This is a genomic window from Corynebacterium evansiae (assembly GCF_027570065.1).
Classification (GTDB): Bacteria; Actinomycetota; Actinomycetes; order Mycobacteriales; family Mycobacteriaceae; genus Corynebacterium; species Corynebacterium evansiae.
Map to the genome: position 1 here is coordinate 169393 of NZ_JAKMUT010000005.1, position 26245 is coordinate 195637.

Consider the following 26245-nt stretch of genomic DNA (forward strand, 5'->3'; position numbering starts at 1 on the left):
AAAATATTCGGATCTTTCCGGCGTTCACCCCCCGTGGCTCCTCAGTAGACTCGAGGTCATGCAGGATAATCGCGCTCACCTCAAGCCTCTCCCCGTACCACCGCTGGATGCCACGCTGCCCGCGCTCCGCCATGCGGTCTCTGCCGTCGCGGATGCCGATACGCTGGCCGCCACGGAGCGAACCATCGAGGACTTCCAAGCCAACCAGGGCCCCGCCCTGCAGTCCGCCTTGGAGGCCTTCGCCGCCGACCGCGACGCCGCGAACAGCAGCTGGCTGGCAGACCGCTGGCTCCGCGATTACCTGACCGTTCGCACGCCGCTACAGACCACCTCGAACGTGGGCTTCCAGATCAACCTGCGCACGGAGACCTCTGGGTTGGATCGTGCCGTGGACATCCTGCGCGCCCTGGCGCTGGTGCACCTGAAGCAGGCCGATGGTTCGATGCCGGAGGAGGTCGACGGCCGCGGCAATCCGCTGGACGCCAACCAGTGGCGCTGCTTCAACGGTGCGCTGCGCATCCCCCGCCCAGACTGCGATGAGGTCACCTTCAGCGAGCTCGGCACCGCATCCCGCAGCATCGGCATGATCGTGGATGGCCACGTGTTCGACCTGCGCATCACGGACGAGCAGGGGCGCCTAGCCTCTCGGGAGCAGCTGCGCGCCATCCTGGAGGTGCTGCGTACTAACTCCGACACCGCCGGGAGCACCACCGGCGACCCTGCCGCTCCCGCCCTGGACTCTCGCCTTTCCTACCTCGGCTCCGCGGCTCTGGCGGAGGTTCCGCTCCCCGCGGAGACTCAGGCCACCCTGCGCGATCAACTTTTCGCGCTGCACCTGATCGACGATGCGCAGGCCACCGACGCCGACCTGCTGCGCGACCTCACTTTCGCCCCCGGCCACGCCTGGGTTTACAAGCCACTGACGTATGAAATCAACCTGGCCAGCAATTTTGCGGCCATGCACGTGGAGCATTCGACGGTCGATGGAGCCACGCTCGTGGAGGCGGTGCGTCGGGTGCAGGAGGCTGTGGATAGTGACGCCCCTACGTCCCCAAGCGCCGACGCGGATGTCACCCCAGCTGATGTCGCCCCGCTGGAGCTATCCCCGGTTGCGCCTGCCGCCTCCATCCCCACCGGCGACGAATACGCCGTAGAAATCATCGAGGTGCCGAAGCTGGCGAAGGAGGAGCTGCCTTTCAAGTTCAGTGCCGATGCGATGAGCCAGCTGATTCTATCCATCGCGCAACTGCTGACCTTCGGCCGCATCCGCGCGGTGTACGAGGCCGTGGATATGCGCGAGTACAAGGCCGGCCGCACGGAATGCCTGCGCGCGGTCACCCCGGAGGCCGTGGCTTTCGCTAAGCAGCTCGTCGCCGGCAAGCCGACTGTCGAGGCCCTGCAGGAGGCCCTGAATGCCCACCGCAACTGGGTGATTGGCTGCAAGACTGGTCGTGGCATCGATCGCCACCTGTGGGCGCTGTCTTTCACCTCGGAGAAGCAGTCCGGCGCTCCCCTGGCGCTGCTGGCGGATCCGGGCGTCAAAGCCGCCCGCACGGACTTCCTGTCCACCACCTCGATCGGTAGCGATGCGCACATCATCCGCTATGTTTTCGCCCCCACTATCCCCAATGGTTTCGGCGTGAACTACACGCCGAAGGCCACCAGCATCGAGTACTGCCTGACCTTCAACCGTGACAAGGCGGAGCAGCCGGAGCAGTTCCAGGCCAACCTCACCCGCGCGGCGGAACTGCTGGCCGACTTCCTGCGCACGCTCTAGCGCGCTCTAGTGCAGCGCCCTAGCTCTCCGCGACGTCGTTGATGACGATGGTCTGGTCGCGGCCCGGACCCACGCCGATGTAGGAGATCCGGCAGCCGGAAAGCTCTTCCAGGCGCTTTACGTAATCCTGCGCCTTCTGCGGCAGCTCCTCGAAGGTCTTGCAGTCCGTGATGTCCTCGTCCCACGCGGGCATGGTCTCGTAGATCGGGGTGGCGTGGTGGAACTCGGTCTGCGTCATCGGCATCTCGTCATGGCGCACGCCATCCACGTCGTAGGCCACGCAGATCGGGATTTCGCCGATGCCGGTCAGCACGTCCAGCTTCGTCAGGAAGTAGTCGGTGAAGCCGTTCACGCGGGAGGCGTAGCGGGCGATCACGGAGTCGTACCAGCCGCAGCGGCGCTTACGTCCGGTGTTCACGCCAACCTCGCCGCCGGTGGTCTGCAGGAACTCGCCCCACTTGTCGAACAGCTCCGTTGGGAACGGGCCGGCACCCACGCGGGTGGTGTAGGCCTTGATGATGCCCAGCGATGCGGTAATGCGCGTCGGCCCAATTCCCGTACCCACGCACGCGCCGCCGGTGGTGGGGTTAGAGGAGGTCACGAAAGGATACGTGCCGTGGTCCACGTCTAGCATCGTGGCCTGGCCGCCCTCCATCAGCACAGACTTACCGGCGTCAAGAGCTTGGTTCAACTCCGTCGTCGCATCGATCAGCATCGGCTTGAGGCGATCAGCGTAGGAGAGGAAGTAATCCACAACCTCGTCCACGTCCACGGCGCGACGGTTGTAGATCTTCACCAGGATCTGGTTCTTCTGGTCCAGCGCGGATTCGATCTTCTGGCGCAGGATGGATTCGTCCAGCAGGTCCTGGGCGCGGATGCCCACGCGGGAGACCTTGTCGGCGTAGGTCGGGCCGATTCCGCGGCCGGTGGTGCCGATGGCGCGCTTACCCAGGAAGCGCTCGGCCACGCGGTCGATGGCCACGTGGTAGGGAGCCACCAGCTGTGCGTTGGCGGAAACGCGCAGGCGGGAGGCGTTTGCGCCGCGAGCTTCCAGTCCGTCGATCTCCTCGAACAGCGCCTCCAGGTTCACCACGCAGCCGTTGCCGATGATGGGCGTGGCATTTTCGGAAAGCACGCCTGCGGGCAGCAGCTTGAGTTCGTACTTTTCGCCGCCGACGACGACGGTGTGGCCGGCGTTGTTGCCGCCGTTGGGCTTGACTACGTAGTCGACCTTCCCGCCCAGAATGTCGGTAGCTTTGCCCTTACCTTCGTCGCCCCACTGGGCGCCTACGACGATGATCGCTGCCATGGAAACTAAAACACGTCCTCTGCGTTGGTACTTCTGTACTCATGGGTGTAGCCCCGCTCCGGCGGTCGGGCGGGGCACCTAGACGTTTCTCCATTCTAGTACCTCGCCGGTGCTTGTGGCACGGCTATGGTGGGTTTCTATGTTGTTTATGTTGCTTTGCGATGTTCCCGCCAGCGATCGGCTACGCGATCCTGTACTGCCGGGCGAGGCCGTGGAGTGCCTTGATCTGTCCGCCGTACCGAAGCGCAAGGAGCTGCGTTTCCTCGATGATCTGGAGCGCTTCGTGGTGGGCTCCACCCCGTCGTTGGAGGAGATGATGCAGCGCCCCGACGCTCCCCACTTGGGCGCCCCGCAGCCGGATCCGCACGAGGTCAGCGAGCGCGTGCGCGTGATCGTGCAGGGTAGCGATGCCGCCCTGGCTGCTGTGGTTTCCAAGTTGATGCGCATTGATGCCCTGTGGGTCGAGGTCGGTTTTATCCCTTCTGGTTCTTCGGCGGTCGCTCTTTCGTGGGGTCTGGACGCCACCTTCTCCCCCGCCGAGCACCTCACCTTCGCGCTGGCTTCCCCGGCAGTGCCGACTCCGGTGATCCGCGACGACCACGGCGTGGTGACGTTGGGAGCGGCGGAGGTCACTGGGCCAGTTAGCACGGCGGGCAAGGCAGGCTCGGAAGGCGAGTCCGAGGATGCGGCGGAGATGATCGGCGAGGTGATCGTCGATTCCGAGGTCCTGTACGAGCAGAACAAGGCGGGCACCAGCGATTTCAATAATGGTGTGCGCTTGGTTCCCACGCCGGATGCTCCGGGGTTGGCTGCGGTGCAGCGTCCGCCGTTGCCCCGTAAGGGCTGGTTTGGGCGCATTAAAAAGCCCCGCAGTACCGTCTCTCCGACGGTGCTGCGGGGGCGGGCCTTACAGGCCGGCGGGGTGGATTTGGCGGTCACCCGTGATGGGGTGCGCCATCCCCGCCCGCTGAAGTCGGTGACGTTTTACCGCCACCTGCGGGATGGGCAGTTCGTGCGCAACTAATCTCGCCCGCTGTTAGCGGACGTAGCCGTGGTCGCGCGCCCAGTTGTACAGGCCGAACAGGCCAGCGCCGATGGCAACCGTTCCGAACAGGGCGGCGATGAAGTAGCCGAATGGGCTGGAACCGGTGATGCTGCTGGAACCGCTGGAACCGTTGCTAGAGCCGCTCAGAGATCCGAACAGGCCATCGCCGGAGCCGGTGCTGCCGGTGTTGTCATTCTGCTTGTCCTGCTCCTTGATGGTCACCTTCAACGTCGTGGTGGTGGTCGATCCATCCGGGTAGGTGATGACAACCGGGACGTCGTAGTTGCCCGGCTTAACATCCTTGCTCGGCTTCAAGGTGACGGTGCCGTCCAGGTTGACGGAGGCCCACGCCGGGGCGCCCTCACCAAGAGCGAACTCTGCGTCGCCATCCACGTCAGCCGGCGGGGCGACGGTGGTTTCGCTGCCCTGCTTCACGTCGGCATCGGGGTAGGTCGGATTGTACTTCTCGTTGGTCGGCTTCACGGTGACGGTGATGTTCACCGTCGTATCGTCGCCGGAACCGTCCTCATAGGAGACCTTCACCGGAACGGTGTACTCCTTGGCCTCGACCTCCTCGCCCGGCTTGGCGGTGACGGTGCCGTCCGGGTTGACGGTGATCCACGACGGTACACCCTCGCCAGCTTCGAAGGTCGCCCCCTCAGCCACATCGGTCGGAGCCGGAGCGGTCACTTCGTCACCCTGCTTCACGGTCACGTCCGAGTAGGTCGGATCATGAAGCTCGTTGATGGCGCGCTCCGTAACCGTGACCTTCAGCTCGGCATTGTCAGTAGTTCCATCGGGGTAAGTGACGGTAACCGGGACAGTGTAGCCCTTCGCATCAACCTCGCCGCCCGGGTTCAGCTCGATAACGCCCTTGTCATCGATGGATGCCCAATCCGGAGCGCCCTCAGCCAGGGCGAACTTGGTGCCCTCCGGCAGGCCCTCGATGGCAGGAGTTTTTGCAGAACGGTTGGCCTGCACGGTGATGCTGCCAAACTCCGGGGAGTAAATCTGGTTGTCCGGCTTCTTGGTGACAGTCACCTTGGCAGTTGCTTCGTCGGTGGACTTATCTGAGTAGGTCACGACAACCGGAACGGTGTACTCCTTGTCTTCGGTCTCCCGAGTAGGCTTAGCCTCGATGGAACCGTCCTCGTAGACGGTGACCCATTCCGGCACGCCCTCGCCAGCGGCGACCTTCGTCCCCTCTGGCAATCCCTCCGGGGCAGGGATGGTGGCGGCACCTTCCCGCTCGACAGTGGTCTCGCCGAACTGCGGATCGTGCTGCTCCGCGAGGGACTTCTCCTTCTCCTTTACCGTCACGTTTACAACGGCATTGTCGGTAGAAGAGTCCGGGTAAGTAACAACAACCGGGACGGTGTAGTCGCCGGGCTTTACGTCCAGGCTCGGCTTGACAGTGACGATGCCGTCCTGACCGACGGTCGCCCACTCCGGAGCGTTGGCGCCCTTGGCGTAGGTGGTACCTTCCGGTGCCTGCGCGGTGTTCTTCGAGGTAGCAGCATCCTGCTGCTTCACCTCAATGGCGGAGTATTTAGGCTCATTAAAGTCGGCAGCTTCTCCAACCTGAGTAACGCCCAGTGGCTTGTACTGGTCAGTCAGACAGTTAATCCGAATGCCAATACCTCCCTTAAAAGTCCATCCCGCAACCCCCTCTGCGAAGAACATGTTTGAGTGATGAACACGCTTCTTGGAATCCCGCTTACTATTCACTCTGGGAGTCTGGATTTCAACCTTTCCAGTTGTCTTCGCCTTCAGCTTCAACACCACTGGAGAGAAATCCAGGTACACGGTGTTACCCGACCTTCTCGGCCGCATCATGTTGTTAACAGTAAGAACCCCATTGCTTAACGTCACATTTGAAGGTGGATCTACAAGGTCAACATCACCAGATACAGCAAATCGGACTATATTATTCTTCGAAAAGCTGGGCTCCCCGAATGCAGCGCGTAGCCTATCATCTGAGACCGCTAAGGTATCCATGCTGAGGGTGGCATCAAATTCTTCGCCAAGCTTGGCAACTTCTGGCATCACTACATGGAACTTCCCTTCAAAATCCATGGGTTGCACAAACTCTAGCGGGGATCCACCCAACCCAAATACACTGCACTCAAGCGGCAGGTTCGTATCCTGCGTCTTGTTGGCCGTGGCAGCCTGCGCAGCTACCGGGGAGAACGGGGACTGTGGGACAGCCGTGGCAGTCAGAACCAGGCTGGAGGCAGCCGCGACAGCAGTCATTGTGCGGCGCGAACGGAGAAACATCATAAGAGGCACCTCAAAGTAGAGCGAGACGACGTTAAGTCGTTGTGGGGAACAATTCCCCAGCTTCTTTAAGAATCTACTATCGTCCCTCTTAAGGTTCCACTCGTAGCCCCCCGCTTATTCCTCCAGGTCGTCCCACACCTCCGGCGGCTGCCATGGCCTGTCCACCGTCGGCCGCAGAAACGCCATAGCCGACTCACGCGAATAGCCGCAGACCTGCAGGGCGTCAACAATAATCGAGCGACACTGCGCCAACACCACCGTGCCCGACAAACCCGTGCCATCCGCGATGGCCAGGTCCGCCTCCGCGGCGAGTTTCTGCAGGGCACGCACGATCTCCGGGATCTCCACCGCCTCGTCGCGGGTGCCGCGCGTACCGCCCTCGGCGAACAACGCACCCAGCTGGCCCAGCTCGTTAGAGATGCCGCGCATCAGCTCGATCATCTCCTCCGGCGGCTCGATCTCGTCCAGCATCATGATCTCCGCCCGGCGCGCCAGCACGCGCGTATTGCGCATCACGTTATCCACGGGCACCAGGATGCGGTTCATCGACTTCGCATGCCGCCGGGCCGTCCAATAAATCGGCGAGACGGCCACGACCTCCGAGCCGCCGCCCACGTTCGTCAGCAGAGCATTCACGTAGGTCTGGGTGCCTCGGGCGATCTCCAGGGCCTTGGTAATTTTCGCCGCGTCACGCTCCTCCATCCCCTGCGCCACATCGTCCAGCACCAGCGAAGCCTTCGAGATCAGCGTGGAAACCTCCCGCCTAGCCGGGCGCAGCGGGGAGTTCGGCACCAGCGCCAGCACCAGAATGCCGATCACACCGCCGATCAGCGCGTCGATCATGCGGTCCCACGAACCAGAAGACCCCGGCGGCAGGATCGTCGCCACCAGCACCGCGGAACTTGCGGCCTGGAAAGCCACAGAGACCGACTTATCCACGAACGTTGCCACCAGAATGGCGAACAGCACCACCACGGAGACCTGCCAGTATCCGCTACCAATGTTGCTGATCACCAGGTCGCCGATACCCACGCCCACGGAGGCTCCCAGCACCAGCTCGAAGCCACGGCGCAGACGCTTACCAGCGCTCACGCCCAGGCTCAGCACCGCCGCGATGGGCGCGAAGAAAGCCTGCTGGTGGTCGAAAATCTGCTCCGCGATGAGCAGCGCCAGGCCCGCGCCGATAGCGCACTGGATGGCGAAGACTATCCCCTCGCGCACGCGGATTGCACCCTGCACCGGCGCGATGCGGCGCAGGTTCCGGGCTGCGGCGCGCACTCCGGGGCGCAGGCGGTTGGCCGGCTCGCCCCACATCTCTTTCGCGGTCCGGGGCCGCGGTTGTGGTTCTGCCATGCCCGCCAGTTTAGGTGGTTACGTCCGCCCACACGGCCAGATGGTCAGTCCCCAGAATCCGCTTCGTGCCACCACCCAGGCACTCGCCGGTGGTCATGATGTGGTCCAGCCGAATCACCGGGAACACCGCCGGCCACGTTGGAGTGTGCGCCAAGTGCCCCGTGCAGTCACTGAGCTCGAAGTCGCGATAGCGCGGGTGGCTGCGCGTTGCATTGAAGTCCCCGGCCAGCACCAGATGGCGCCGGGAGTTCGCCCACTCGCTAAGGTTCGCCAGGTCGCGCTCCCACGCAGGCCGGTCGTCCTTCGCCGGCGCTACCGCATGCACGCCCACGAACTCGCTGTTGCCGTGCAGCGGCGCGTTCACGCGCGGGGTTTGGAAGCGAGTAAGCCCACGAACCATGTTGCCGTGCGCCCCTGTTTTCTCTTTATATGACGCCGACACGAGAGCCACAACATTATCCGCCCGATCGTTGCCAGGTCGCGGCTGGGTCATCGGAAGATAGCCGGTCTTGTCCGCCACGCTCGCGATTTCCTCCGTATTAGTCTCCAGGAGGAAAACCACATCGGGTTTGAGCTCGTCGATCGCGCGGGCGATCCGCTTATCGTCGGCCTTGCCCCAGTACGTGTTGAGGGAGAACACACGGGTGGGGTTGGTGGCGTCCGAAAAACTGGGTGCCGGTACGCGCGGGACGATCAAGACCGCCAGTAGGGCCAGCACCGCGCAAAGCGCCGCGCGGCGTACCGAACGGAGGATGCCGATACCCGCCGCGGCGAGCACCCCGGCGACCCACGCGCTGGCCTGCATTTCGGCCACGAAAGGCCAGCCGGCTGTGGGTTCTGCGGGCCAGAGGATGCTGGACATCCAAAGTATCGCCACGACTAGCGTGACGATGCAGAGGTTCCGGTTCACTCCGCGGCTCGGGGCTGGCAGAGAGAAAGAACGGCGTTGGTTCATTTCCGTTCAGGCACAGGTTAGCCCTCGGCGGGCGGGGTGGCGCCGGGTTCGGTGATGGGCTTGGGCTCGGCCTTCTTGCCGGAGCCGTCGAGCCCCAGCGCTGGGGCTGCCGCTGGGTCACAGTCGTGCAGCAGGTTCAGGCAACGCACGACTTCATCGTCCTCGCCAAGTGCGCGAGCAGTCTGCACTAGCGCGCCGATAGCGCGGAGCACACCCTGGTTCGGCTCGTGGCTCCACGGAACCGGCCCGGTGCCGCGCCAACCATTGCCACGCAGGGCGTCCAGGCCACGGTGGTAGCCGGTGCGGGCGCAGGCGTAGGCCTGCACGGGCTGACCTTCGGCCAGCAGCACCTCGGCCAAGGCAGCCCATGCGCCGGAATCCTTCAGGTTCTCCGAGACCGCGGCCTCCAGCGACTCACGCGACTGTGCAGTACTTGCACCACCGCCAGCACCTGCAGCACCTTCCACCGGAATGGAGCTTGCCAGCTCCTGCGGCAGGCGCACCTCCGGGTGCTCCGCGCCGAAGAGGTCTCGACTGTGACGAATCTGTTCTGCCATCGTGCTAGCGAAACCTACTTAGCGACGGAAGTGCCAGCGGAGTGCAGGTCATTGCAGGCCTCCACCACGCGGACGGACATGGCCTCCTCAGCCTGCTTCAGGTAGGAGCGCGGGTCGTAAACCTTCTTGTTACCGACCTCGCCATCGATCTTCAGCACACCGTCGAAGTTGGTGAACATGTGGCGGGCAACCGGGTTGGTGAAGGCGTACTGGGTGTCCGTATCCACGTTCATCTTGATCACGCCGTAACGCAGGGCCTCCTCGATCTTCTCCTTCTCGGAGCCGGAGCCGCCGTGGAAGACGAAGTCGAACGGGTTGGAGCCCTCAGAAAGGCCCAGCTTCTTCTCTGCAACCTTCTGGCCCATGTCCAGAACCTCCGGGCGCAGCTTCACGTTGCCCGGCTTGTACACACCGTGGACGTTGCCGAAGGTAGCGGCCAGCAGGTAGCGGCCGTGCTCGCCGGTGCCCAGAGCATCAACGGTCTTAGCGAAGTCCTCTTCGGTGGTGTACAGGTTAGCGCCGGCCTTGGCCTCCACGCCGTCTTCCTCGCCACCGACAACGCCGATCTCCACCTCGAGGATGATGTTGGCCTTCTGAGCGTCAGCCAGCAGACCCTTGGCGATCTCCAGGTTCTCGTCGATCGGGATAGCGGAGCCGTCCCACATGTGGGACTGGAACAGCGGGTTCTCGCCAGCCTCCACGCGCTTGCGGGAGATCTCCATCAGCGGGCGGACGTACTCGTCCAGAACTTCCTTCTGGCAGTGGTCGGTGTGCAGAGCAACGTTCACGCCGTAGTGCTTAGCAGCCTGGTGAGCAAAAGCAGCCAGGGCCTCCGCACCTGCAACCATGTTCTTCACAGCCAGGCCGGAACCGAACTGGGCACCACCGGTGGAGAACTGGATGATGCCGTCGGACTCCGCATCCGCAAAGCCCTTCAGAGCAGCATTGATGGTCTCGGAAGAGGTGCAGTTAATGGCGGGGTATGCGAAGCCGTTCTCCTTCGCATTATCCAGCATGTCGCGGTAGACGTCGGGGGTTGCAATAGGCATTTCGATGCTCCTTCAATTCCTTGAAATAGGGCAGGTAGGTCTCCGCCCACAATTATGCCCACAAATTCAACACCGTGCAGTTACTCCGCCCAGCACTCCCCCTTATGCCCACGCGCCCTGCCTACACCCTGCCTTTCGCCGCTCGTCTACCCGGCTCTCGCTACTTGCCCACCACTGCTACTGTCGCGCCGCTACTCCGCCGCGATGGTACGCGCCGCCGCCTCCATCAGCATCCACCCGGAAAGCTGGACCGATAGATCTCGCTCCGCAATATCGGAGCTCGCCACCGCCCCCGCAATCGTCGCGCCAACCAAACCACCGGCCTGCGGCATCGTCGCATCCTTCGACCAATCGGCAGAGAACACCGGCAGCCCATCAACCTCCAGGCGGAAACGCCACACCTGTTCGGCTGTCGCCAACACAATCCGTCGAGCTATGGCCACCGCCTCCGTGCCGTGCCGACCTGGCGTCGGCAAGCACTCAACAACAAGAGAAAGATAGCGCGCAAGAATGCCATTAAACAGTCCGCCATCACCGCCCGCAGTGCGCGCATTGATCGCACCGTCGCTGTCGGTAAGGTGCACCTCGATCGCGCGGAGCAGGCCATGGATGCGGGTTATTTCTTTGACGCCCACATCTGAGACCGTGCGGTCCTCCACCCCAGCCGCACGCCTGCGCGCGAGGGCGAGCTCCACGCATGCGCCGAGCATCACCCCCTGGCAATAAGGGTGCACCGCCGTGACGGGCTCCGGGCCGGCCATCCGCATGTGGATACCGTCCATGACCAGGCCGTCTTCGTTGATGAGGTTGTCGAAGGTCCAGTTGATCAAACGCTCTGCAGTCTCAATATCGCCATTGCGGGCTGCGAGGATTGCGGCGGGGCCGTTGGTGGGGACGTTGTAGAAAGTCTCCTGTGTGCGCCACGGCAGCACGCCTGTGAGGCTATCCACGCCCTCGAAAATGTTCTCCACCAGGGGTTCCAGCTCGCGGGGCGTGCCGAGTTTTGCCTGGATCTTCGGAGTGTTCGCCACCCGCTGCAGGGCCAGAGCCAGCCACGCCTTGTCGTCGTAGTAGTGGTTGGCGGTCAGGGAGCGGAGGTTGCGGATGCGCATGGCGCGGAGGTGCCGGCGGATGGCGAAAATCCGGGAGTGGGTGGGGCGGCGGATGGCGGCATCGATGAGGTTGTCGATGTAATGAGCTTGCCACCAGTAGTGCCAGCGGACGAACATGCGGTCGCGAGTCGTCGGCGGCCAGGCGATGACCCCCAGCGTGGTGCGTGGGATGCCCCAGAGGCGGCTGGCGTGGCGCTCATAAACCGCCTGGTAGGCGAGGTCCGCGCGGTGGTCCCAGCGTTCGATGAGCTCCTGGTTGGGGTTGGGGGATTCTGCTGGCGAGGCCTCTGCGGCCTGCCCGGCTGCCTCTATACCCGCCTGCCCGGCTGCCTCTAAACCCGCCTGCCCGGCTTGCTCAGCCGCCTCTGTACCCGTCTGCCCCTCCACAGATTCCTGCGGCGCCGCAGAAATGTCTCCTACCTGCGACGACTTGCTGCTCCGCTTCTTTTTTCCGGGAAGATTAAACACTCTGCACACCTCACTCGGTTGTAGCGCTTTGCAGAACAGTCTAGCCCTCCTCCGGAACTGCGCTGCCCAGCAGTCAAATGTCGCTAGATCGGGAATGCGTTAAAGACCATAATTCCCAACTACGCAAACGTGCAGTTCAGAGCGTTTTCATTTTTCGAAGACCGCTACGCGCGCCCACGTATTCCCGTTCTAACGACATTCTGCTCACCAGAGCCCCAATTCCTACCCCCAACGCTCTGCGCATTCCCATGCATTCCCGTTCTAACGACATTTGCGGAGTCACGGAGGGCGCAACTACCAAGCCTGGGGCAAGCGCAGCTACCAGGCCCACGAAATCCCCACATTCCAGACCTGGAGACACCTCATTTACCAGGCCTGAGACAGGTCCGCGTGCTGGCGGATCCACGCATGCATCGCAATCCCTGCCGCCACACCGGCGTTAATGGACCGCGTCGAACCAAACTGAGCAATAGAGACCGTCATCCGCGCAGCATCCTGCGCCTCCTGGGTCACGCCCGGCCCCTCCTGGCCAAACAGCAGCAGGCAGCGCTCCGGCAGTTCCGCGGTTTCCAGCGGCACGCACCCCGGGGTGTTATCCACTGCCACCACAACTAGCCCCTCCCGGGCGGCGAATTCCAGCACCTCCCCCACCGTCGCATGGTGCTGTAAGTGCTGGTAGCGGTCGGTTACCATCGCTCCGCGCCGGTTCCAGCGCCGCCGCCCGACGATGTGCACGGTGTCCACCGCAAAGGCATTCGCAGTCCGTACGACGGTGCCAATGTTCGAGTCGTTTTCGAAGTTCTCAATGGCGATGTGCAGCGCGTGCCGCCGGGTATCAATATCCGCAATGATCGCGGACTGCTTCCAGTAGCGGTAGGCATCCACCACGTTGCGTGTATCCCCGGCGTCCAGCAGCTCGGGGTCGAAGCGCGGATCCGTCGGGCGGGGCTGGTCGGGGTGTTCTTCTTCCCAGCTGCGCACCCCTCGGGGATGCTCCAGCCACTCCGTCGGTCCGGGTTTATCGTGTGATTCGGGGGAGGTGGGCGTCATCAAAAATACCTAGGAAAGACCCAGGTCGGACAGGCCCAGCAGCGAACGGTACTCGACTCCCTCGGCCTCAATAACATCCTTGGCACCGGTCGCGCGGTCCACGACGGTGGCCACGCCAACGACGGTCGCACCGGCCTCGCGGGCAGCGGCGACGGCAGTCAGCGGAGAGTTGCCCGTGGTGGTCGTGTCCTCGACGATCAGCACCCGCTTGCCCTCAATGTCCGGGCCCTCGATGCGGCGCTGCATGCCGTGCTTCTTGGCTTCCTTGCGCACGACGAAAGCGTCGATGGTGCGCCCGGCAGCCTCGCCAGCGCCAGCCGACCCAGCGTGCATGATCGCTGTCGCCACCGGGTCCGCGCCCAGGGTCAGTCCGCCGACGTGCGCATAGTCCCAGTCGGCGGTCAGCTCGCGCAGCAGCTCGCCAATCAGCGGAGATGCCTCATGGTGCAGGGTCGCGCGGCGCAGGTCGACGTAGTAGTCGGCCTCCTTGCCGGAGGACAGGGTCACGCGCCCGTGCACCACCGCCAGCTCCTTCACGAGCTCAGCGAGGCGCTGCTTCTTAGCTTCATCGATCATTGCGGTTTCTCCTTCTTGTCTGTGCCGTTGTGTGCCCGGCGGGACTTACTGCTGGTCGTCTTCGACGACCTCGCCGTCGACGGTTTCGTACTCGATCGGTTCGATGGGTTCAGGGCGGGCGTGGCGTGCCTCTGGCGCACGATGACGCCCACCGCTCCGCCGACGCTGCGTCACAGGAGACAGGCGCACTGCAGTGGACTTGGTCTCCTCGAACTCCTCGAAAATGGTGGCCTCTTCTGCCTCGACGCGGATGACCTGCGCATATTGCGAATTGTGCGAGCTCATGTGCTCGGGGTCTTCACCCAGGCGCGGGATGCCTCCGTCGCGGCGGCGACGCCGCCCCGCGTGGAGGTCGTCATCCTCCGCGGGGTCGTCGTAGTCGCCCACGGCAAAGCTGTTGAAACTGTCCGGGTCTCCGCCTTCCCAGCGCGTGTGCGTGCGAGAGGGGAAGGTCACCGGCTCGGCGGGGCGGGTGATGTCGGGCCGCTCCGGGTTCGGAACTTCCGCGTGTGCGGCAGCTTCCTCAGCGCGGGCAGTGCTGTCCTGCGCGAGATTGGAGTCCGCGGCGGCGGAGGCGGTGGCGTCACTACCAGCACCGCCCGCATCATCCGCAGCGCCATCAGGCACAGCCTGCAGGTAGGCCGCGCGACGGGAGGAGGTCTCGGCGGCCTGCTCCTCGATCTCCTCCTGGTTCACCGGGTCGGCGGTGTTCACCTGCAGCGGGCCGCCGGGCAGGGGGCGCAGTTGGTCGGCGGCGAGCATCTCCAGCGGCGCGCTGGTCTGCGCTGGGGGCAGCACCATCGCGGCATCCACCAGGGAGCGCAATCGCGGCAGGATCTCCTGCCACACATTGAAGTCGAGCTTGCGGGAGATCCGCACGACCGTCCAGTTTTGCCCCCACGCCACGTCGCGGGCGACCTGCGACAGTGCGGCCAGGGAGTCCTCCACCCGGGCGTCCAGCATGCGGTCCAGCGCGCGGACGTCGGTGGTGTATGCGGCGAACGGGGGCTGGTCCAACAGGTCAGTGCGGCGCATGCCGGCGGGCTGTGCACCATCGGCGGAATACAGCACCTGAACTGGGGATTCCTCCACCCGGCGCATCGCCATCAGCGTGGACGATCCCACGTCGCCGATGTGCACCTGGTGCCCGTCGACGAAGCCACTGACGACCTCGCGCAGCGTCGGCACCCCACGCCGCTGATCCCCCAGGATGGCGATGGGCCAGTCGCGCGCGACCTCGCCGTCTTCCTTCGTGTACTCGAAGCCGTTGTCGGCCGCCCATTGGCGACGCCGCCTCCGGGGAAAACCGAAAGCCGCCATTGCTGACGCGGGCGCAGACGCAGGCGTGGGCGCGGGGGAAACGGCGCCTTCCTCTTCTACAGGCTCAGCTTCGGACCAATCCTCCGACGGTTCCTCTTCCCAGTCCTCTGCCCAGCCTTCAGCGGGGCTCTCGTCTAGATCATCGTCCGCATTTTCGGCCGGGTATTCGGCGGTATATTCGCCTGGCTCGTCTTCGTAGCCGTACTCTTCCCCGTACTCATCGTCGCCCTCGGACCATGAGTCGAACTGCGGGCCTTCCCAGGCTGCGGACCATTCTTCGTCGTCCGCCTCGGACCACTCGCCGTCTTCATCCTCGAGCCATTCGTTGCCCTCAGGCTCCCCCTCGGAGTCGCCCTCGAAGCTGCCATCCTCATAGCCCTCATCCGTGGACCAGTCCCCGTTATACCCGCTGTACTCGCCGTACCCGCGGTTCCCCTCGTTTCCGTCGGCTCCGTCGGCGCCGGTTGCGTCGCTATCTTTTGCGCGCAGCAGTAACCACACGGCAAGGCCCAACAGGGCCAAGCCGAGGATTAACGCGAACATGGAACCGACCATAGGGTCTTGTTTTACTCGTTAGCCGCCTGGTAAGCCTCAGCGTCCATCAGCTCGCCAGCCTCGGTCACCTTGACCTCGTACAGCCAGCCCTCACCGTAGGGATCCTCGTTGATCAGGCCAGCGTTGTCCTCCAGCGCCTCGTTCACAGCCACGATCTCGCCGGAAACCGGTGCGTAGATGTCGGAAACGGACTTGGTGGACTCAACCTCGCCGAAAGCCTCGCCGGCCTCGACCTCGGAGCCAACCTCCGGCAGCTCGACGAACACGATGTCGCCCAGCGCCTCAGCGGCGATGTGGGTAATGCCCACGCGCACGGTCTCGCCCTCCACGACGGCGGAGGTGTTAACCCACTCGTGCTCCTCGGAGTACAGGAAATCGGTTGGCAGTGCAGTCATTGTTCTTAAGCCTCTCTTGTGAAACCTTGTGTGGCTACTTCTGTGGTTGCCTGCCCAAACCTTACACCAGCGGGCAGACAACCCTTTTGCGTTACTTACGCTTTCTTGCGCTCGCTCGTTACTTCTCGCGGGAGTAGAACGGCAGCGCCACAACCTTGTATTCAAAGCGCTTGCCGCGGATGTCTACCTCCACGGTCGCACCCTCGGCGGCCGCGCCGGAGGACACTGCGGACTTCGCAACGTATGCCAGCGCCACCGGGTGGCCCAGCGTCGGCGACAGCGCACCGGAGGTCACGGCACCGATGGCCTTCTCGCCGTCACCGGCGAACACCTCGTATCCCCCACGGGCAGCGCGGCGACCTTCGCCCGCCAGCCCGATAAGTACCTGCTGGGTGCCCTTTTCCTTGGCGGAAACGATGGCGTCACGACCAACGAAAGAGTCCTTAGACTTCGTCGCCGCAAGAATGCCCAGACCAGCATCGACCGGGGTGAGCTTCAGCGATAGCTCGTTGCCGTACAGCGGCATGCCGGCCTCCAGGCGCAGGGTGTCGCGGCAGGCCAGGCCACACGGCAGGCCACCCAGCTGCGCAGCCTGGTCCATAGCCTTGGTCCACACGGTCTCCGCACCATCGTTAGCCACGATCAGCTCGAAACCGTCCTCGCCGGTGTAGCCGGTGCGGGCCACCAGCACGGGCTGACCAGCGGCAACACCGCTGAATGCCGCGTAGTAACCCAGCCCTTCGATAGCCTCGGCAACGGTCTCGCCCGCGCCGGATGCCTCGGGTGCATCCACGACGTTCTCCACGATCTCCAGCATCGCCTGCGCGGCCTTGGGCCCCTGTACGGCGATCATGGAGGTCTCGTCGGACTCGTTGTTAACCTCCACGTCAAAGCCCTCGGTGCGGCCCTGCAGTGCGGAAACCACGTTGTCCACGTTGCCCGCGTTCGGCACGATCAGGAACTCGTTGTCGCCCAGGCGGTAGGTGATCAGGTCGTCGATGATGCCGCCGGATTCGGTGCAGATCATCGAGTACTTCGCCTTGCCGACCTTCACTGCCGACAGCTTGGAAATCAGCGCGTGGTCCAGGAACTCCGCCGCCTGCGGGCCGGTCACGCGAACCTCACCCATGTGGGAGAGGTCGAATACACCCACGGCGTTGCGTACAGCGTGGTGCTCGTCCAGCTCACTGCTGTACTTCAGAGGCATGTCCCAGCCGCCGAAGTCGGTAAATCGCGCGCCCAGCTTCTCGTGCACCAGGTGCAGCGCGGTCTTCTTAAGTTCGGTCATGTCTTGTTCTCCTTCTTCTCTTTGTGACGCCCTTAGCCCCAGCGGACCCTAGTCCTCGTTAATTGCGAAGTCTTCCAGGGGCGGGCAGGTGCACACGAGATTGCGGTCGCCATAGGCGTTGTCGATACGACGCACGGGGGTGAAGTACTTGGTGTGTCGCAGGCTAGCCACCGGGTATGCGGCCTTGGCACGGCTGAAGTGACCACCGGATACAGCTTCCTCGAAGTCGTCCCGCACAACAGAATAGGCGGTGAACGGCGCGTGGCGCAGAACGGACTGCTCGGCGGTGACCTTGCCGTCGATAACTTCCTGGATCTCCCCGTGGATGGTGATCATCGCTTCGATGAAGCGGTCCAGCTCTTCCTTGTCCTCCGACTCGGTGGGCTCCATCATCAGGGTGCCGGCGACCGGGAAGGCCAAGGTCGGGGCGTGGAAGCCGAAATCCATCAGGCGCTTGGATACGTCCTCGGCGGTGATGCCGGAGGCCTTCGTCAGCTCGCGCAGGTCCAGGATGCACTCGTGAGCCACCAGGCCGGTGTCGCCCTTGTACAGCGTCGGGAAGTAATCCTCCAGCTTGCGGGAAACGTAGTTGGCGTTCACCAGGGCCATGCGGGAGGCCTCGGTCAGGCCCTCGTCACCCATCTGTGCGATGTAGGACCAGGTGATCGGCAGCACGCCAGCGGAGCCGTACTGCGCGCCGGAGACCGGCTGGCCGGTCTGCAGTGCAGCATCGCCATCGATAACGTCGGCGTTCGGGTCGGTGGGCAGGAACGGGATCAGGTGCTCTGCCACGCACACCGGGCCAACGCCCGGGCCGCCACCGCCGTGCGGAATGGTGAAGGTCTTGTGCAGGTTCAGGTGGGAAACGTCGCCGCCGAACTCGCCCGGCTGGGCCAGCCCGACCAGGGCGTTCAGGTTAGCGCCGTCGACGTAGACCTGGCCGCCGGCATCGTGGACCTTCTGGCAGACGTCGCGCACCTGCTCCTCGAACACGCCGTGGGTGGAGGGATAGGTCAGCATGATGGCGGCGGTCTGCTCGCCGTACTTTTCCAGCTTGGCCTCCAGGTCCGGCACGTCGATGGAGCCATCCTCGGCGTTCTTCACAGCCACGACCTTCAGGCCCGCCAGAGCCGCAGAGGCAGCGTTGGTGCCGTGCGCGGAGGCCGGGATCAGCACGATGTCGCGCTGGTGGTCACCACGGGACTGGTGGTAGCGGTGGATCGCCAGCAGGCCGGCAAACTCACCCTGGGAGCCCGCGTTCGGCTGGACGGAAACCTTGGCGTAGCCGGTGATCTTCGCCAAGCGCTGCTCCAGGTCCTCGATAAGCTCCAGCCAGCCCTGCGCCTGCTCGGCCGGGACGTGCGGGTGGATGCCTGCGAAGCCAGGCCAGGTGATCGGCTCCATGGAGGAAGCCGCGTTCAGCTTCATGGTGCAGGAGCCCAGCGGGATCATCGTGCGATCCAGCGCCAGGTCGCGGTCGGCCAGCTTGCGCATGTAGCGCATCATCTGGGTCTCGGAGGTGATGGCGGTGAAGATCGGGTGGGTCAGGATCTCCTCGTCATCCGCGCGCAGTACGCCGGCCTCGCCCAGCGGGCCGGCGGTGACATCGAAGCCCGCGGAGTTGACCTCACCGGTGCGGGAACCCAGCACCTCGATCAGCTTGGCGATGTCCTCGTCCGTGGTGGACTCGCCGACAGAGATGCCGACGAAGGAATCGTTAACCTGGCGCAGGTTGTAGCCTGCCTCGGCTGCGGCGCGCAGAGCCGTAGGGGCGTCACCCAGAGAAGAACCAGACACGTCAACGGTGACGGTATCGAAGAAAGTATCGTGCGCCAGCGTCAGGCCAGCCTCGGACAGGGCAACGGCCAGGGCGGTCGCACGGGCGTGCACGCCCTCAGCGATGGCGCGCAGACCAGCCGGGCCATGCCAAACCGCGTAGAAACCGGCGACGACGGCCAGCAGAGCCTGAGCGGTACAGATGTTACTGGTGGCCTTATCGCGGCGAATGTGCTGCTCACGGGTCTGCAGAGCCAGGCGGTAAGCCGGGGTGCCCTCGGCATCTACGGACACGCCCACGATGCGGCCCGGCAGCTTACGCTGCAGAGCCTCGGTGCAGGAGATGAAGCCCGCGTGCGGGCCACCGAAGAACAGCGGCACGCCGAAGCGCTGGGCGGAGCCGACGGCGATGTCGGCGCCCTGGGAGCCCGGGGAGGTCACCAGAACCTGAGCCAGCAGGTCACAGGCAACCGTGACCAGGGCGCCGGTCTCCTTTGCCGCGGAGATCAGACCGGACAGGTCGCGCACGCGGCCGGTGGAACCGGGGTTGGAAAGCACCACGCCGACCAGGTTCTCGCGGCCCTCGAACGCGGCGGCAGCGCTCTCACTGGCGCCGTCCTCGCCATCCAGGTCCACGACCTCCACCGGAATACCCGCAGCCTCGGCGCGCGCCAGGGTGACGGTGATGGACTGCTGGTGCAAGGAGGAATCCAGCAGCACCACGCCGCCCTTCTTGGCGGCCTTCGCATTGCCGCGAGCCATCAGCTGCACGGCCTCGGCCACAGCGGTGGCCTCGTCCAGCAGCGAAGCTCCAGCCACCGGCAGGCCGGTCAGGTCCTGCACCATCGTCTGGAAGTTCAGCAGGGCTTCGAGGCGGCCCTGGGAAATCTCCGGCTGGTAGGGGGTGTAGGCGGTGTACCAGCCCGGGTTCTCCACCACGTTGCGGCGGATCACGGCCGGGGTGATCGTGTCGAAGTAACCATTGCCGATCAGCTGCTGCTTTTGCACGTTCTTGTCAGCGTAAGCGCGCAGGGTGGCCAGGGTGTCCGTCTCGTCCAACGCCTCCGGCAGGCCGATCGGGCCAGCCTGGCGGATGGACTTCGGAAGGGCATCGTCGGCCAGCGCGACGGAAGATTCGTAGCCCAGGTAATCGAGGATCTCCTGGGTATCGGCCTGGTTCGGGCCGATGTGGCGCTGAACGAAGGGGGCTGAGTTACGGCGAGTAGCTGCAGAAGACATGGCTTTATAGGGACTTTCCGGTCGTAAGTGCACGGTCGTTAAAAGGAGCCCTCCCCACTCTGTCGCTTGTGCCTGAGAGCTTCACCCGGTCTACCCGGCTTTTCTCCTTCGGCGCCCGCGTGCACACGACTGCGCGCAGGTCTTTCCAGAGTTGCCTCACTGTGACGGTACTTGGGGCCTGAGAGTGTCCCGGGGAGGAATTGCTCCGTCGGCGGCCGGCGCGTGACAAGCGCCGAGCCTCTCCCACCACAGCTAAAAGCGGCAAAAATGTATGCAGTTTTCTCCCACATCATAGCCGTAGTGCGACGGATCACTAAAGAATCCGGACAATGCGAAAAATCTCATTCCGTCCGCATACCCCACTCCAGCAGCCAAAATAATAAGCATGGCAAAACTTTCCAGCATTCTCCCCTCCCCTTCCCGCCCGCTGCCCGCCGTCAAAGGCGGAGTGGCCATAGTTACCGGCGCCTCCTCCGGCATCGGCCGGGCAACCGTAGCCGCCCTCACGGAGCTCAAGGCCGGCGCAGGCACTTACGCCCCCGACCGCATCATCGGCACCAGCCGCAACCCCGACAACATCACCGACCCCATCGACGGGGTGGAATACCTCCCCCTCGACCTCGAAGACCCCGCCAGCATCGACGAGTTCGCCACCCGCGCCCTCGCCCTCGGCCCTCCGACCGTACTGGTGAACAACGCGGGCGAAAGCCAATCCGGCCCCCTAGAGGAGCTCCCCGACGATGCCCTGCACCGTCTGTTTGAGATCAACGTTCTGGGACAAGTGGGCGTCACAAAGAAAATCCTTCCGACAATGCGACAGCAAGGAGCCGGGCGCATCGTGATGGTCGGCTCCATGCTGGGCAGCTTCCCGCTGGCCTACCGCAGCAGCTACGTCGCCTCGAAGGCCGCGATCAAGGGATTCGCCTTCGCCGCCCGGCGCGAAGTCCAGCCCTTCGGCGTAGGCATATCCGTGGTGGAACCCGGCTCCATCAACACCGGGCTTTCCACGCGGCGCACGAAGTACGTGGACTTGCAGGGACCCTACGGCGCGGAGTTCACCACCATGCTGACGAACCTGGACAACAACGAGGCCAACGGCATCTCCGCCGAGCGCGTGGCCGAGGAAATCCTGAAGCCCATCACCGCGGCCCGGCCCAAGCCGCTGTACGCAACCGGCTCGATGGCGCCGGTGGTCTTCCCGCTCTCGCGCGTGCTGCCGACCGCGACAATGCACTGGCTGATCAACCGGAAGCACGGGTTATAGGCACGCGCCCGCCCAGCGCCGGCCCCGCGCCGCTTAAGTTCGAATTAAGTCCGGAAGCTCTTGTCCCAAACGTCCTCCACGGGCTCGTCGTCGCGCAGGAAAAGCTCGTCGTCGACATCGCGCCCTCGGCGGGTGGACCAGTCATCCCACGGCGCGGCGAACAGTGCCAACACCGCCGCGCCAACGATCCCCATGATCATCAGCATCCCCGCGACAACAAGCAGCCACAACGGCGAATTCACATAAAACACCATCGCCAGCAGCGCCGTCCCGACCAGCCCGATGCTGCTCATCAGCGTGTACAGGCGATTCACGGGGTGCCGCCGGTGCCCATAACTATTGCGCTGCGTGGCCACCAGCGGCCACAGTTGCAACACAACCAAGCCGGCAAAGAACACTCCGGCGATATTCTGCAGCTGCTGCGGGGTGAACAGATCTACCACCCGCGACATCGCCAGAACCATGCCGACCACCGACAGGATGCTGAAAATCCTCCGCGTCATCGCCCACGCACCCCCTCTACACCCAGAACAGGTTGTCGCCGCCCATCACAGGCTCGCCGGAAAACACGTCTAGCTTTATTTCTGACGCCCCCATCTGCAGCCCCAACACCATCACCACCGGATCGAATCCCATCCGGCCCAACTCCCGGGGAGCGTACGTGCACACGGGAGTTCCCTGACGCACCAGGTCGCCCTCCTGGACGTGCACGTCGAATCCCTGGCCGTTGAGTCGCCCAGTATCCACCCCCAACTGCATGAAGATCGACGGCTGGTCGGCCAGCATCTCCGCGTGAAAGTCGTCGGCGTGGGCGCCAGACTCCTGGGGCAAGCCTCCAGGCGCGGGCTGCGTCTGGATCACAAACATGTTCGGCGCCACGCGCTTCATCACTCCCCCGATGGGCGCGAGGATCTGTACGACCTCCACGCCCGCATCGGGGATCACTGCCACACCGGCGCCGATGGTGCCGGTGGCGAGGATCGGGTCGGGGACGGAATCGAGGCTTACGGCTGTCCCCGCCAGCGGGGTCACAACGGGAAACTTCGCAGAGTGGTTCTGTGCGGTCACTTCGCGCTGCTGGCCAGGCCTACGGGGATCCAGGGAGAAGTTGGGATCCATACTCCCGCAGTTTAGTCGCGCTCGATGGGGCGCGAGGCGGAAGCGGACCATTGGGACCAACCTCCCACAAAGTTTTTCGCGCCCGGCAGGCCCGCGTACTCCATCGCGGCGATAAACAGCGAAGAGTGCAGGCCCGAACCGGAGTACACGCACACATCGTCGCCGCTGGTCACACCGTGGTCGGCGAGGATCTGTCGGATCTCCTCCGGGGTCTTCACACGGCCGCTGGCGCTGCTGTCGCGCTCGCTGTGGTTGTTGAAGAGCTCCTTGACCGGGATGTTGATGGCCCCGGGGATACGGCCCGCCTGGTGGTCGAAGCGCTCCTTGCGGCCGGAATAGCGGGAGGGCTCGCGGGCATCCACCAGGATGCGCTCCTCGCGCCACTGCTCCACTTCCTCGAGGTCGAGGGTCGGCATGCTGCCCGGACGAACCTCCACGTTGCCCCGGCCGCGCAGTGCTCCGATACCGCCGGCAACGTCGCCGCCCGCGGCTTCCCAAGACTTGGTGCCGCCGTCCAGGATGCGGACATTCTGCACACCTGCCCAACGGAAAATGAACCATGCGCGAGCCGCGTAGAGGTTGGCGCCGGCGTCATAAATATAAACAGGGCGACCATCCGTAATGCCCCAATCGTCGAAGCTTTTCTGCAGGCGCTCCGGCTCGGGAAGAGGGTTGCGGCCCTTGTGGCGGGACGGGATAGAAGCCAGGTGCATCAGGGGGTTACAGAACATGGCACCGGGGATGTGCTGCCCCACGTATGCCTCCCAGGCGCTGTTTTCGGTGCGCGCCCAGTGCGAGTCGATCACGGTCATGCGTTCGCCCCGCTGGAAAGCCTCCAGCATCTCCTCACCGGAGACGAAGGGGCTGGCGGGCTGCTGTTGGGCAGAAGAGTTGCTCATAGTTGCTTAGTCTAGAACCTCGCGCCCGCCAATGTTGCGCACGCTATCCCGCCGATGTTGCGCACGCTATCCCGCCGCGGCCGCCTTGCCGGAGCGTTTCCCCTTGCCCGGCCGTTTCCCTGTTCTCTCTGGGAACCAACCCCGCACTGCAGCGAAGACGATAATGCCCACCGCAGCAACCGTCGCTATGCCGCCGATACCCCAGGTCAAGCCGGCTATCACCGCAATCGGGGCGAGGATGTTCATACCAATCTCGATCGGCGCATAGCCCACGTAGGCCATGCCGTACTCGTTCATCGTGCCGGACTTCAGATCCGGGTCCACGATCTTCAGCAGCGCAATACCGGTAGCCACAGCGGCGGTAGCCCAGCCCCAGCCGAAGATGCCGCGCTCCAGCCACTTATCGCCGAAGAACATCGGCGCGAAGACGAAGAAGAACAGGCAGCAGTAGGCAATGCCCAGCACGAACAGGATCGCCAGCGGAACCAGGTAGCTCGCCACCGCATCCGGCTTAATGGAGGCGATACCGAAGGCAATCATGAAGTCCGTCGACGCACCGGAGATCGACTTCACCGTCTGCTGGTCCAGGTACTTCGGGCGCTTGATGACGTGCAGGAAGACCTTGCCGCCAATGCCCACCACGAAAGCCAGAGCGAACAGCGGCACCGATACCGCCGGGAAGAAGTGGCCGATAATCTGCTGCGCGATGTAAGCGAACATCACGGTCACGGCAATGAAGCCGGCGTGCAGAGCCAGGGGCTCAATCGACGACGGGTTCGTGGTGGCCTTACCGATGGAGGGCTGCTTGGCCTCGTCCTCGATTTGGCCCGAGCGCAGCTCCCACGGCAGCTTCTCCGGCAGGGTGGAAGTACGGCCGGTGCGGATACCCCAGTTCGCGAAGATAATTCCACCAATGATCGCGGCTAGCGTGCCGACGGTCGCGGAAGTGAAGCCCAGGGACATGGCGGCGTCCGCACCAATATCCCCAAAGGCGCCACCAACAGCCGCGGCAGTGCCGAACCCACCGACGAAACCGACGGGCAGCATCATGCCGAACCACTCTGGAGTATCGAAGATCGGCGCGAAAACCAGCAGGCCAAGCAGCATAAAGATGCCCCACTGGCCGAGGAACATGGAGGTGGAAAAGCCCCACATGTTCTTCGCCTTCGAGGCATCGTTGGAGGCGAAGGTCATGCTGTACGGCATGGAGGCGAACACCACGGCGATCAGCAAAGTGGAGTAATCGCCCAGTGCTCCGGAGAACGGCAGCAGGCCCAGCACCTCTGGCCCGAGGAGTAGCGCGAGCAGGCCCGCTGTGATCGGCGCGGGGATCAGGAGGTTGCGGAACCATTCGAAGTGGCGCCTCATGAACGTGCCGATGATCAGCAGTACCGAAATCATGCCGACATCCATCAGCAGGTCAAAGACCGTAAAGTCCATGGAGGCTCCCTCTTCTGTTCTCTATCTGTTCTCTTTGTGCTGTGTGTGCTCTGTTGCTCTGGGCATTTTATCGCACCTTATTATTGACGCCTGCGTTTCCCGGGCAAACACACTCAGCATCGGTTAAGTTCGAACTGTGCAGCGTGCTGCACGCTTGGAACATTTCGCCGACGGGCGGCATTCCATACCCCGGATGCCTAACGCAGGCATAACAGCGAGACACCAGCCATGAACGAGAGAAAGAGACTGCCCTACATGAAGAACATCCGCACTTCCGCTGACTCCGCCCGCTCCGCCTACTTTTCCAAGCGCCTCGGCGCCGCTTTTCTGACCGGCGCACTGGCCGTCACCGGCCTGAGCGCTTGCTCCCTGCTCGGCGGAAAGGAGGTCGCCCAGGAAGATGTGGAGAAGGGCATCTCCGATTCCCTAGAGAAAGAGGTTGGCCGCAAGCCAGAGCGCATCGAATGCCCCAGCGGCCTGAAGGCGGAAGAGGGTGCGAAGATTGAGTGCAAGCTGCACGATTCCGGTGAGACGTACAGCGTAGACGTCACCGCAGACAAGGTCGATGGCAACGACGTTCACTACAACGTCGAGGTCGCTGACCAGGCAGAATAGTTCCACAGATACGCCACACCCCGGCCTCCCGTGCTGACCACACGGCGCTGGCGCACCAGCTACACGGCACCGGCGCACTGGCCACACAGCACTGGTGCCCCCAGGAGCTGAACCGCCCCTGCCACTAGCCCCTTGGCACCAGCTCGCCCCCTCCCCGCGTGCCCTAAATCCCCTTTTGCATGCCCTAAATAGCTTTCCGCATGCCTAAATGTCGGAAATCTTGCAGAACGTTATTGACACCATTTTCCACTACAGCAAAAGTGCTGGTCAGGGAGTTTTTACAACTCGCCCGCCAGAGCCCGTCAGAACGTTTTGCAACTTTTCCGACATTTAAGCCCTTTGGCACCTTTTCCACCTCCCACAAGCACCCCAAAGTATGGCCGAGACAGGACTCCACGCCCGCAGATGTCGCCAAACCAGGATTCCACACTCACACATACCTCCAGAACAGGACTCCACGCCCGCAGATGTCGCCAAACCGGGATTCCATAACCACAAATGTCGCTAGAACGAGAATGCGTTAGTGGGCACAATTTTTATTACTGCATAAGTGCAGGTCAGAGGGTTTTGGATTTTTGAGAACCAGCACCGGCGCCGACGTATTCCCGTTCTAGCGACATTCCAAGCTTCACAAGGAGCCTGAGACGCCAAGCTTCACAAGGAGCCTGAGGCACACACAAAACGCAAACATGAAGAAACGCCCCACCCAGAATGAACTGGCCCCCGAAAGTTGGACTGGTTTAATTCTAGGCGGTGAGGGTTTCAAGGGTCTGATTCCGATATTGCATCGGGGTCAGGCCCTTG

The 26245-nt window shown here is 63.6% G+C and carries 21 protein-coding genes, 1 pseudogene and 1 riboswitch; of the genes and pseudogenes, 4 read left to right on the forward strand and 18 right to left on the reverse strand.

The features are described 5' to 3' along the window. Nucleotides 1–58: 58 nt before the first annotated feature. A complete protein-coding gene (locus L8V00_RS07005; protein ID WP_269944604.1) occupies nucleotides 59–1777 on the forward strand; it encodes a choline/carnitine O-acyltransferase in 1719 nt (572 codons plus the stop codon). A gap of 19 nt (nucleotides 1778–1796) precedes the next feature. Here L8V00_RS07005 and L8V00_RS07010 read toward each other — a convergent pair whose 3' ends face one another. Beyond that, nucleotides 1797–3086, reverse strand: a complete 1290-nt coding sequence (locus L8V00_RS07010; protein ID WP_070487222.1) for an adenylosuccinate synthase — start codon at nucleotides 3084–3086, stop codon at nucleotides 1797–1799. A gap of 148 nt (nucleotides 3087–3234) precedes the next feature. Here L8V00_RS07010 and L8V00_RS07015 point away from each other — a divergent pair, with 148 nt between their 5' ends. Then, on the forward strand, nucleotides 3235–4110 hold the full coding sequence (locus tag L8V00_RS07015; protein ID WP_269944605.1) for a hypothetical protein: 876 nt from the start codon (nucleotides 3235–3237) through the stop codon (nucleotides 4108–4110). 12 nt (nucleotides 4111–4122) lie between these two features. On the opposite strand, the gene L8V00_RS07020 is transcribed toward L8V00_RS07015, so the two are convergent. The 13 genes and pseudogenes from L8V00_RS07020 to gcvP form a co-directional block, all read right to left on the reverse strand. Beyond that, nucleotides 4123–5859 (reverse strand): Rib/alpha-like domain-containing protein, encoded by a 1737-nt coding sequence (locus L8V00_RS07020; protein WP_269944606.1) that lies wholly within the window; start codon nucleotides 5857–5859, stop codon nucleotides 4123–4125. A gap of 18 nt (nucleotides 5860–5877) precedes the next feature. Beyond that, a pseudogene (locus tag L8V00_RS10100) lies at nucleotides 5878–6411 on the reverse strand (hypothetical protein); the annotation flags it as partial. Between the two features lie 114 nt (nucleotides 6412–6525). Then, nucleotides 6526–7764 (reverse strand): FUSC family protein, encoded by a 1239-nt coding sequence (locus L8V00_RS07025; RefSeq protein WP_269944607.1) that lies wholly within the window; start codon nucleotides 7762–7764, stop codon nucleotides 6526–6528. Between the two features lie 10 nt (nucleotides 7765–7774). After that, nucleotides 7775–8719 (reverse strand): endonuclease/exonuclease/phosphatase family protein, encoded by a 945-nt coding sequence (locus L8V00_RS07030; protein ID WP_269944608.1) that lies wholly within the window; start codon nucleotides 8717–8719, stop codon nucleotides 7775–7777. A 17-nt stretch (nucleotides 8720–8736) separates the two neighbouring features. Then, nucleotides 8737–9276 (reverse strand): DUF3151 domain-containing protein, encoded by a 540-nt coding sequence (locus L8V00_RS07035; protein ID WP_269944609.1) that lies wholly within the window; start codon nucleotides 9274–9276, stop codon nucleotides 8737–8739. A 14-nt stretch (nucleotides 9277–9290) separates the two neighbouring features. After that, nucleotides 9291–10325: a class II fructose-bisphosphate aldolase gene (gene fbaA / locus L8V00_RS07040; protein WP_239200718.1), complete on the reverse strand. Its 1035-nt coding sequence runs from the start codon at nucleotides 10323–10325 to the stop codon at nucleotides 9291–9293. A 191-nt stretch (nucleotides 10326–10516) separates the two neighbouring features. Then, nucleotides 10517–11905 carry a glycoside hydrolase family 76 protein gene (locus L8V00_RS07045; RefSeq protein WP_269944610.1) on the reverse strand — a complete coding sequence of 463 codons (1389 nt, stop codon included), beginning with the start codon at nucleotides 11903–11905 and terminating at the stop codon, nucleotides 10517–10519. 366 nt (nucleotides 11906–12271) lie between these two features. After that, complete coding sequence (locus L8V00_RS07050; RefSeq protein ID WP_035009072.1) at nucleotides 12272–12955, reverse strand: TrmH family RNA methyltransferase; 684 nt, start codon at nucleotides 12953–12955, stop codon at nucleotides 12272–12274. Between the two features lie 9 nt (nucleotides 12956–12964). Further along, a complete protein-coding gene (gene pyrE, locus L8V00_RS07055; RefSeq protein WP_049049915.1) occupies nucleotides 12965–13531 on the reverse strand; it encodes an orotate phosphoribosyltransferase in 567 nt (188 codons plus the stop codon). A gap of 45 nt (nucleotides 13532–13576) precedes the next feature. Beyond that, nucleotides 13577–15406 (reverse strand): hypothetical protein, encoded by a 1830-nt coding sequence (locus tag L8V00_RS07060; RefSeq protein ID WP_269944611.1) that lies wholly within the window; start codon nucleotides 15404–15406, stop codon nucleotides 13577–13579. An 11-nt stretch (nucleotides 15407–15417) separates the two neighbouring features. After that, nucleotides 15418–15801 (reverse strand): glycine cleavage system protein GcvH, encoded by a 384-nt coding sequence (gcvH, locus tag L8V00_RS07065; RefSeq protein WP_035004863.1) that lies wholly within the window; start codon nucleotides 15799–15801, stop codon nucleotides 15418–15420. A gap of 118 nt (nucleotides 15802–15919) precedes the next feature. Next, on the reverse strand, nucleotides 15920–17089 hold the full coding sequence (gcvT, locus tag L8V00_RS07070) for a glycine cleavage system aminomethyltransferase GcvT (RefSeq protein ID WP_269944612.1): 1170 nt from the start codon (nucleotides 17087–17089) through the stop codon (nucleotides 15920–15922). A gap of 48 nt (nucleotides 17090–17137) precedes the next feature. Beyond that, nucleotides 17138–20104 (reverse strand): aminomethyl-transferring glycine dehydrogenase, encoded by a 2967-nt coding sequence (gene gcvP, locus L8V00_RS07075; protein WP_269944613.1) that lies wholly within the window; start codon nucleotides 20102–20104, stop codon nucleotides 17138–17140. Nucleotides 20105–20153: 49 nt separating this feature from the next. Continuing rightward, nucleotides 20154–20263: riboswitch (glycine riboswitch) on the reverse strand. 226 nt (nucleotides 20264–20489) lie between these two features. Between gcvP and L8V00_RS07080 the strand changes: the two genes are divergently transcribed. Continuing rightward, entirely contained in the window at nucleotides 20490–21368 is an 879-nt protein-coding gene (locus L8V00_RS07080) for an SDR family oxidoreductase (protein WP_269944614.1), read from the forward strand. 44 nt (nucleotides 21369–21412) lie between these two features. Here L8V00_RS07080 and L8V00_RS07085 read toward each other — a convergent pair whose 3' ends face one another. The 4 genes from L8V00_RS07085 to L8V00_RS07100 all read right to left on the reverse strand — a co-directional run bounded on the left by L8V00_RS07085 (nucleotide 21413) and on the right by L8V00_RS07100 (nucleotide 24826). Then, entirely contained in the window at nucleotides 21413–21871 is a 459-nt protein-coding gene (locus L8V00_RS07085) for a hypothetical protein (protein WP_035004871.1), read from the reverse strand. A gap of 16 nt (nucleotides 21872–21887) precedes the next feature. Further along, nucleotides 21888–22487, reverse strand: coding sequence for a PTS sugar transporter subunit IIA (locus tag L8V00_RS07090; protein ID WP_269944615.1), 600 nt, complete (start codon nucleotides 22485–22487; stop codon nucleotides 21888–21890). 11 nt (nucleotides 22488–22498) lie between these two features. Further along, on the reverse strand, nucleotides 22499–23386 hold the full coding sequence (locus tag L8V00_RS07095; protein WP_049049920.1) for a sulfurtransferase: 888 nt from the start codon (nucleotides 23384–23386) through the stop codon (nucleotides 22499–22501). 66 nt (nucleotides 23387–23452) lie between these two features. Continuing rightward, nucleotides 23453–24826, reverse strand: a complete 1374-nt coding sequence (locus L8V00_RS07100) for a sodium/glutamate symporter (protein ID WP_049049921.1) — start codon at nucleotides 24824–24826, stop codon at nucleotides 23453–23455. Nucleotides 24827–25081: 255 nt separating this feature from the next. Here L8V00_RS07100 and L8V00_RS07105 point away from each other — a divergent pair, with 255 nt between their 5' ends. Then, nucleotides 25082–25441 carry a DUF4333 domain-containing protein gene (locus tag L8V00_RS07105; protein ID WP_269944616.1) on the forward strand — a complete coding sequence of 120 codons (360 nt, stop codon included), beginning with the start codon at nucleotides 25082–25084 and terminating at the stop codon, nucleotides 25439–25441. The last annotated feature ends 804 nt before the right edge of the window (nucleotides 25442–26245 follow it).

Excerpts from the sequence above, each read along its gene's own strand:
- L8V00_RS07005 (WP_269944604.1), top strand. The coding sequence starts at position 59 with ATGCAGGATAATCGCGCTCACCTCAAGCCTCTCCCCGTACCACCGCTG.
- L8V00_RS07010 (WP_070487222.1), bottom strand. The coding sequence starts at position 3,086 with ATGGCAGCGATCATCGTCGTAGGCGCCCAGTGGGGCGACGAAGGTAAG.
- L8V00_RS07015 (WP_269944605.1), top strand. The coding sequence starts at position 3,235 with ATGTTGCTTTGCGATGTTCCCGCCAGCGATCGGCTACGCGATCCTGTA.
- L8V00_RS07025 (WP_269944607.1), bottom strand. The coding sequence starts at position 7,764 with ATGGCAGAACCACAACCGCGGCCCCGGACCGCGAAAGAGATGTGGGGC.
- L8V00_RS07030 (WP_269944608.1), bottom strand. The coding sequence starts at position 8,719 with ATGAACCAACGCCGTTCTTTCTCTCTGCCAGCCCCGAGCCGCGGAGTG.
- L8V00_RS07035 (WP_269944609.1), bottom strand. The coding sequence starts at position 9,276 with ATGGCAGAACAGATTCGTCACAGTCGAGACCTCTTCGGCGCGGAGCAC.
- fbaA (WP_239200718.1), bottom strand. The coding sequence starts at position 10,325 with ATGCCTATTGCAACCCCCGACGTCTACCGCGACATGCTGGATAATGCG.
- L8V00_RS07050 (WP_035009072.1), bottom strand. The coding sequence starts at position 12,955 with ATGACGCCCACCTCCCCCGAATCACACGATAAACCCGGACCGACGGAG.
- pyrE (WP_049049915.1), bottom strand. The coding sequence starts at position 13,531 with ATGATCGATGAAGCTAAGAAGCAGCGCCTCGCTGAGCTCGTGAAGGAG.
- L8V00_RS07060 (WP_269944611.1), bottom strand. The coding sequence starts at position 15,406 with ATGGTCGGTTCCATGTTCGCGTTAATCCTCGGCTTGGCCCTGTTGGGC.
- gcvH (WP_035004863.1), bottom strand. The coding sequence starts at position 15,801 with ATGACTGCACTGCCAACCGATTTCCTGTACTCCGAGGAGCACGAGTGG.
- gcvT (WP_269944612.1), bottom strand. The coding sequence starts at position 17,089 with ATGACCGAACTTAAGAAGACCGCGCTGCACCTGGTGCACGAGAAGCTG.
- gcvP (WP_269944613.1), bottom strand. The coding sequence starts at position 20,104 with ATGTCTTCTGCAGCTACTCGCCGTAACTCAGCCCCCTTCGTTCAGCGC.
- L8V00_RS07080 (WP_269944614.1), top strand. The coding sequence starts at position 20,490 with ATGGCAAAACTTTCCAGCATTCTCCCCTCCCCTTCCCGCCCGCTGCCC.
- L8V00_RS07085 (WP_035004871.1), bottom strand. The coding sequence starts at position 21,871 with ATGACGCGGAGGATTTTCAGCATCCTGTCGGTGGTCGGCATGGTTCTG.
- L8V00_RS07090 (WP_269944615.1), bottom strand. The coding sequence starts at position 22,487 with ATGGATCCCAACTTCTCCCTGGATCCCCGTAGGCCTGGCCAGCAGCGC.
- L8V00_RS07095 (WP_049049920.1), bottom strand. The coding sequence starts at position 23,386 with ATGAGCAACTCTTCTGCCCAACAGCAGCCCGCCAGCCCCTTCGTCTCC.
- L8V00_RS07100 (WP_049049921.1), bottom strand. The coding sequence starts at position 24,826 with ATGGACTTTACGGTCTTTGACCTGCTGATGGATGTCGGCATGATTTCG.
- L8V00_RS07105 (WP_269944616.1), top strand. The coding sequence starts at position 25,082 with ATGAAGAACATCCGCACTTCCGCTGACTCCGCCCGCTCCGCCTACTTT.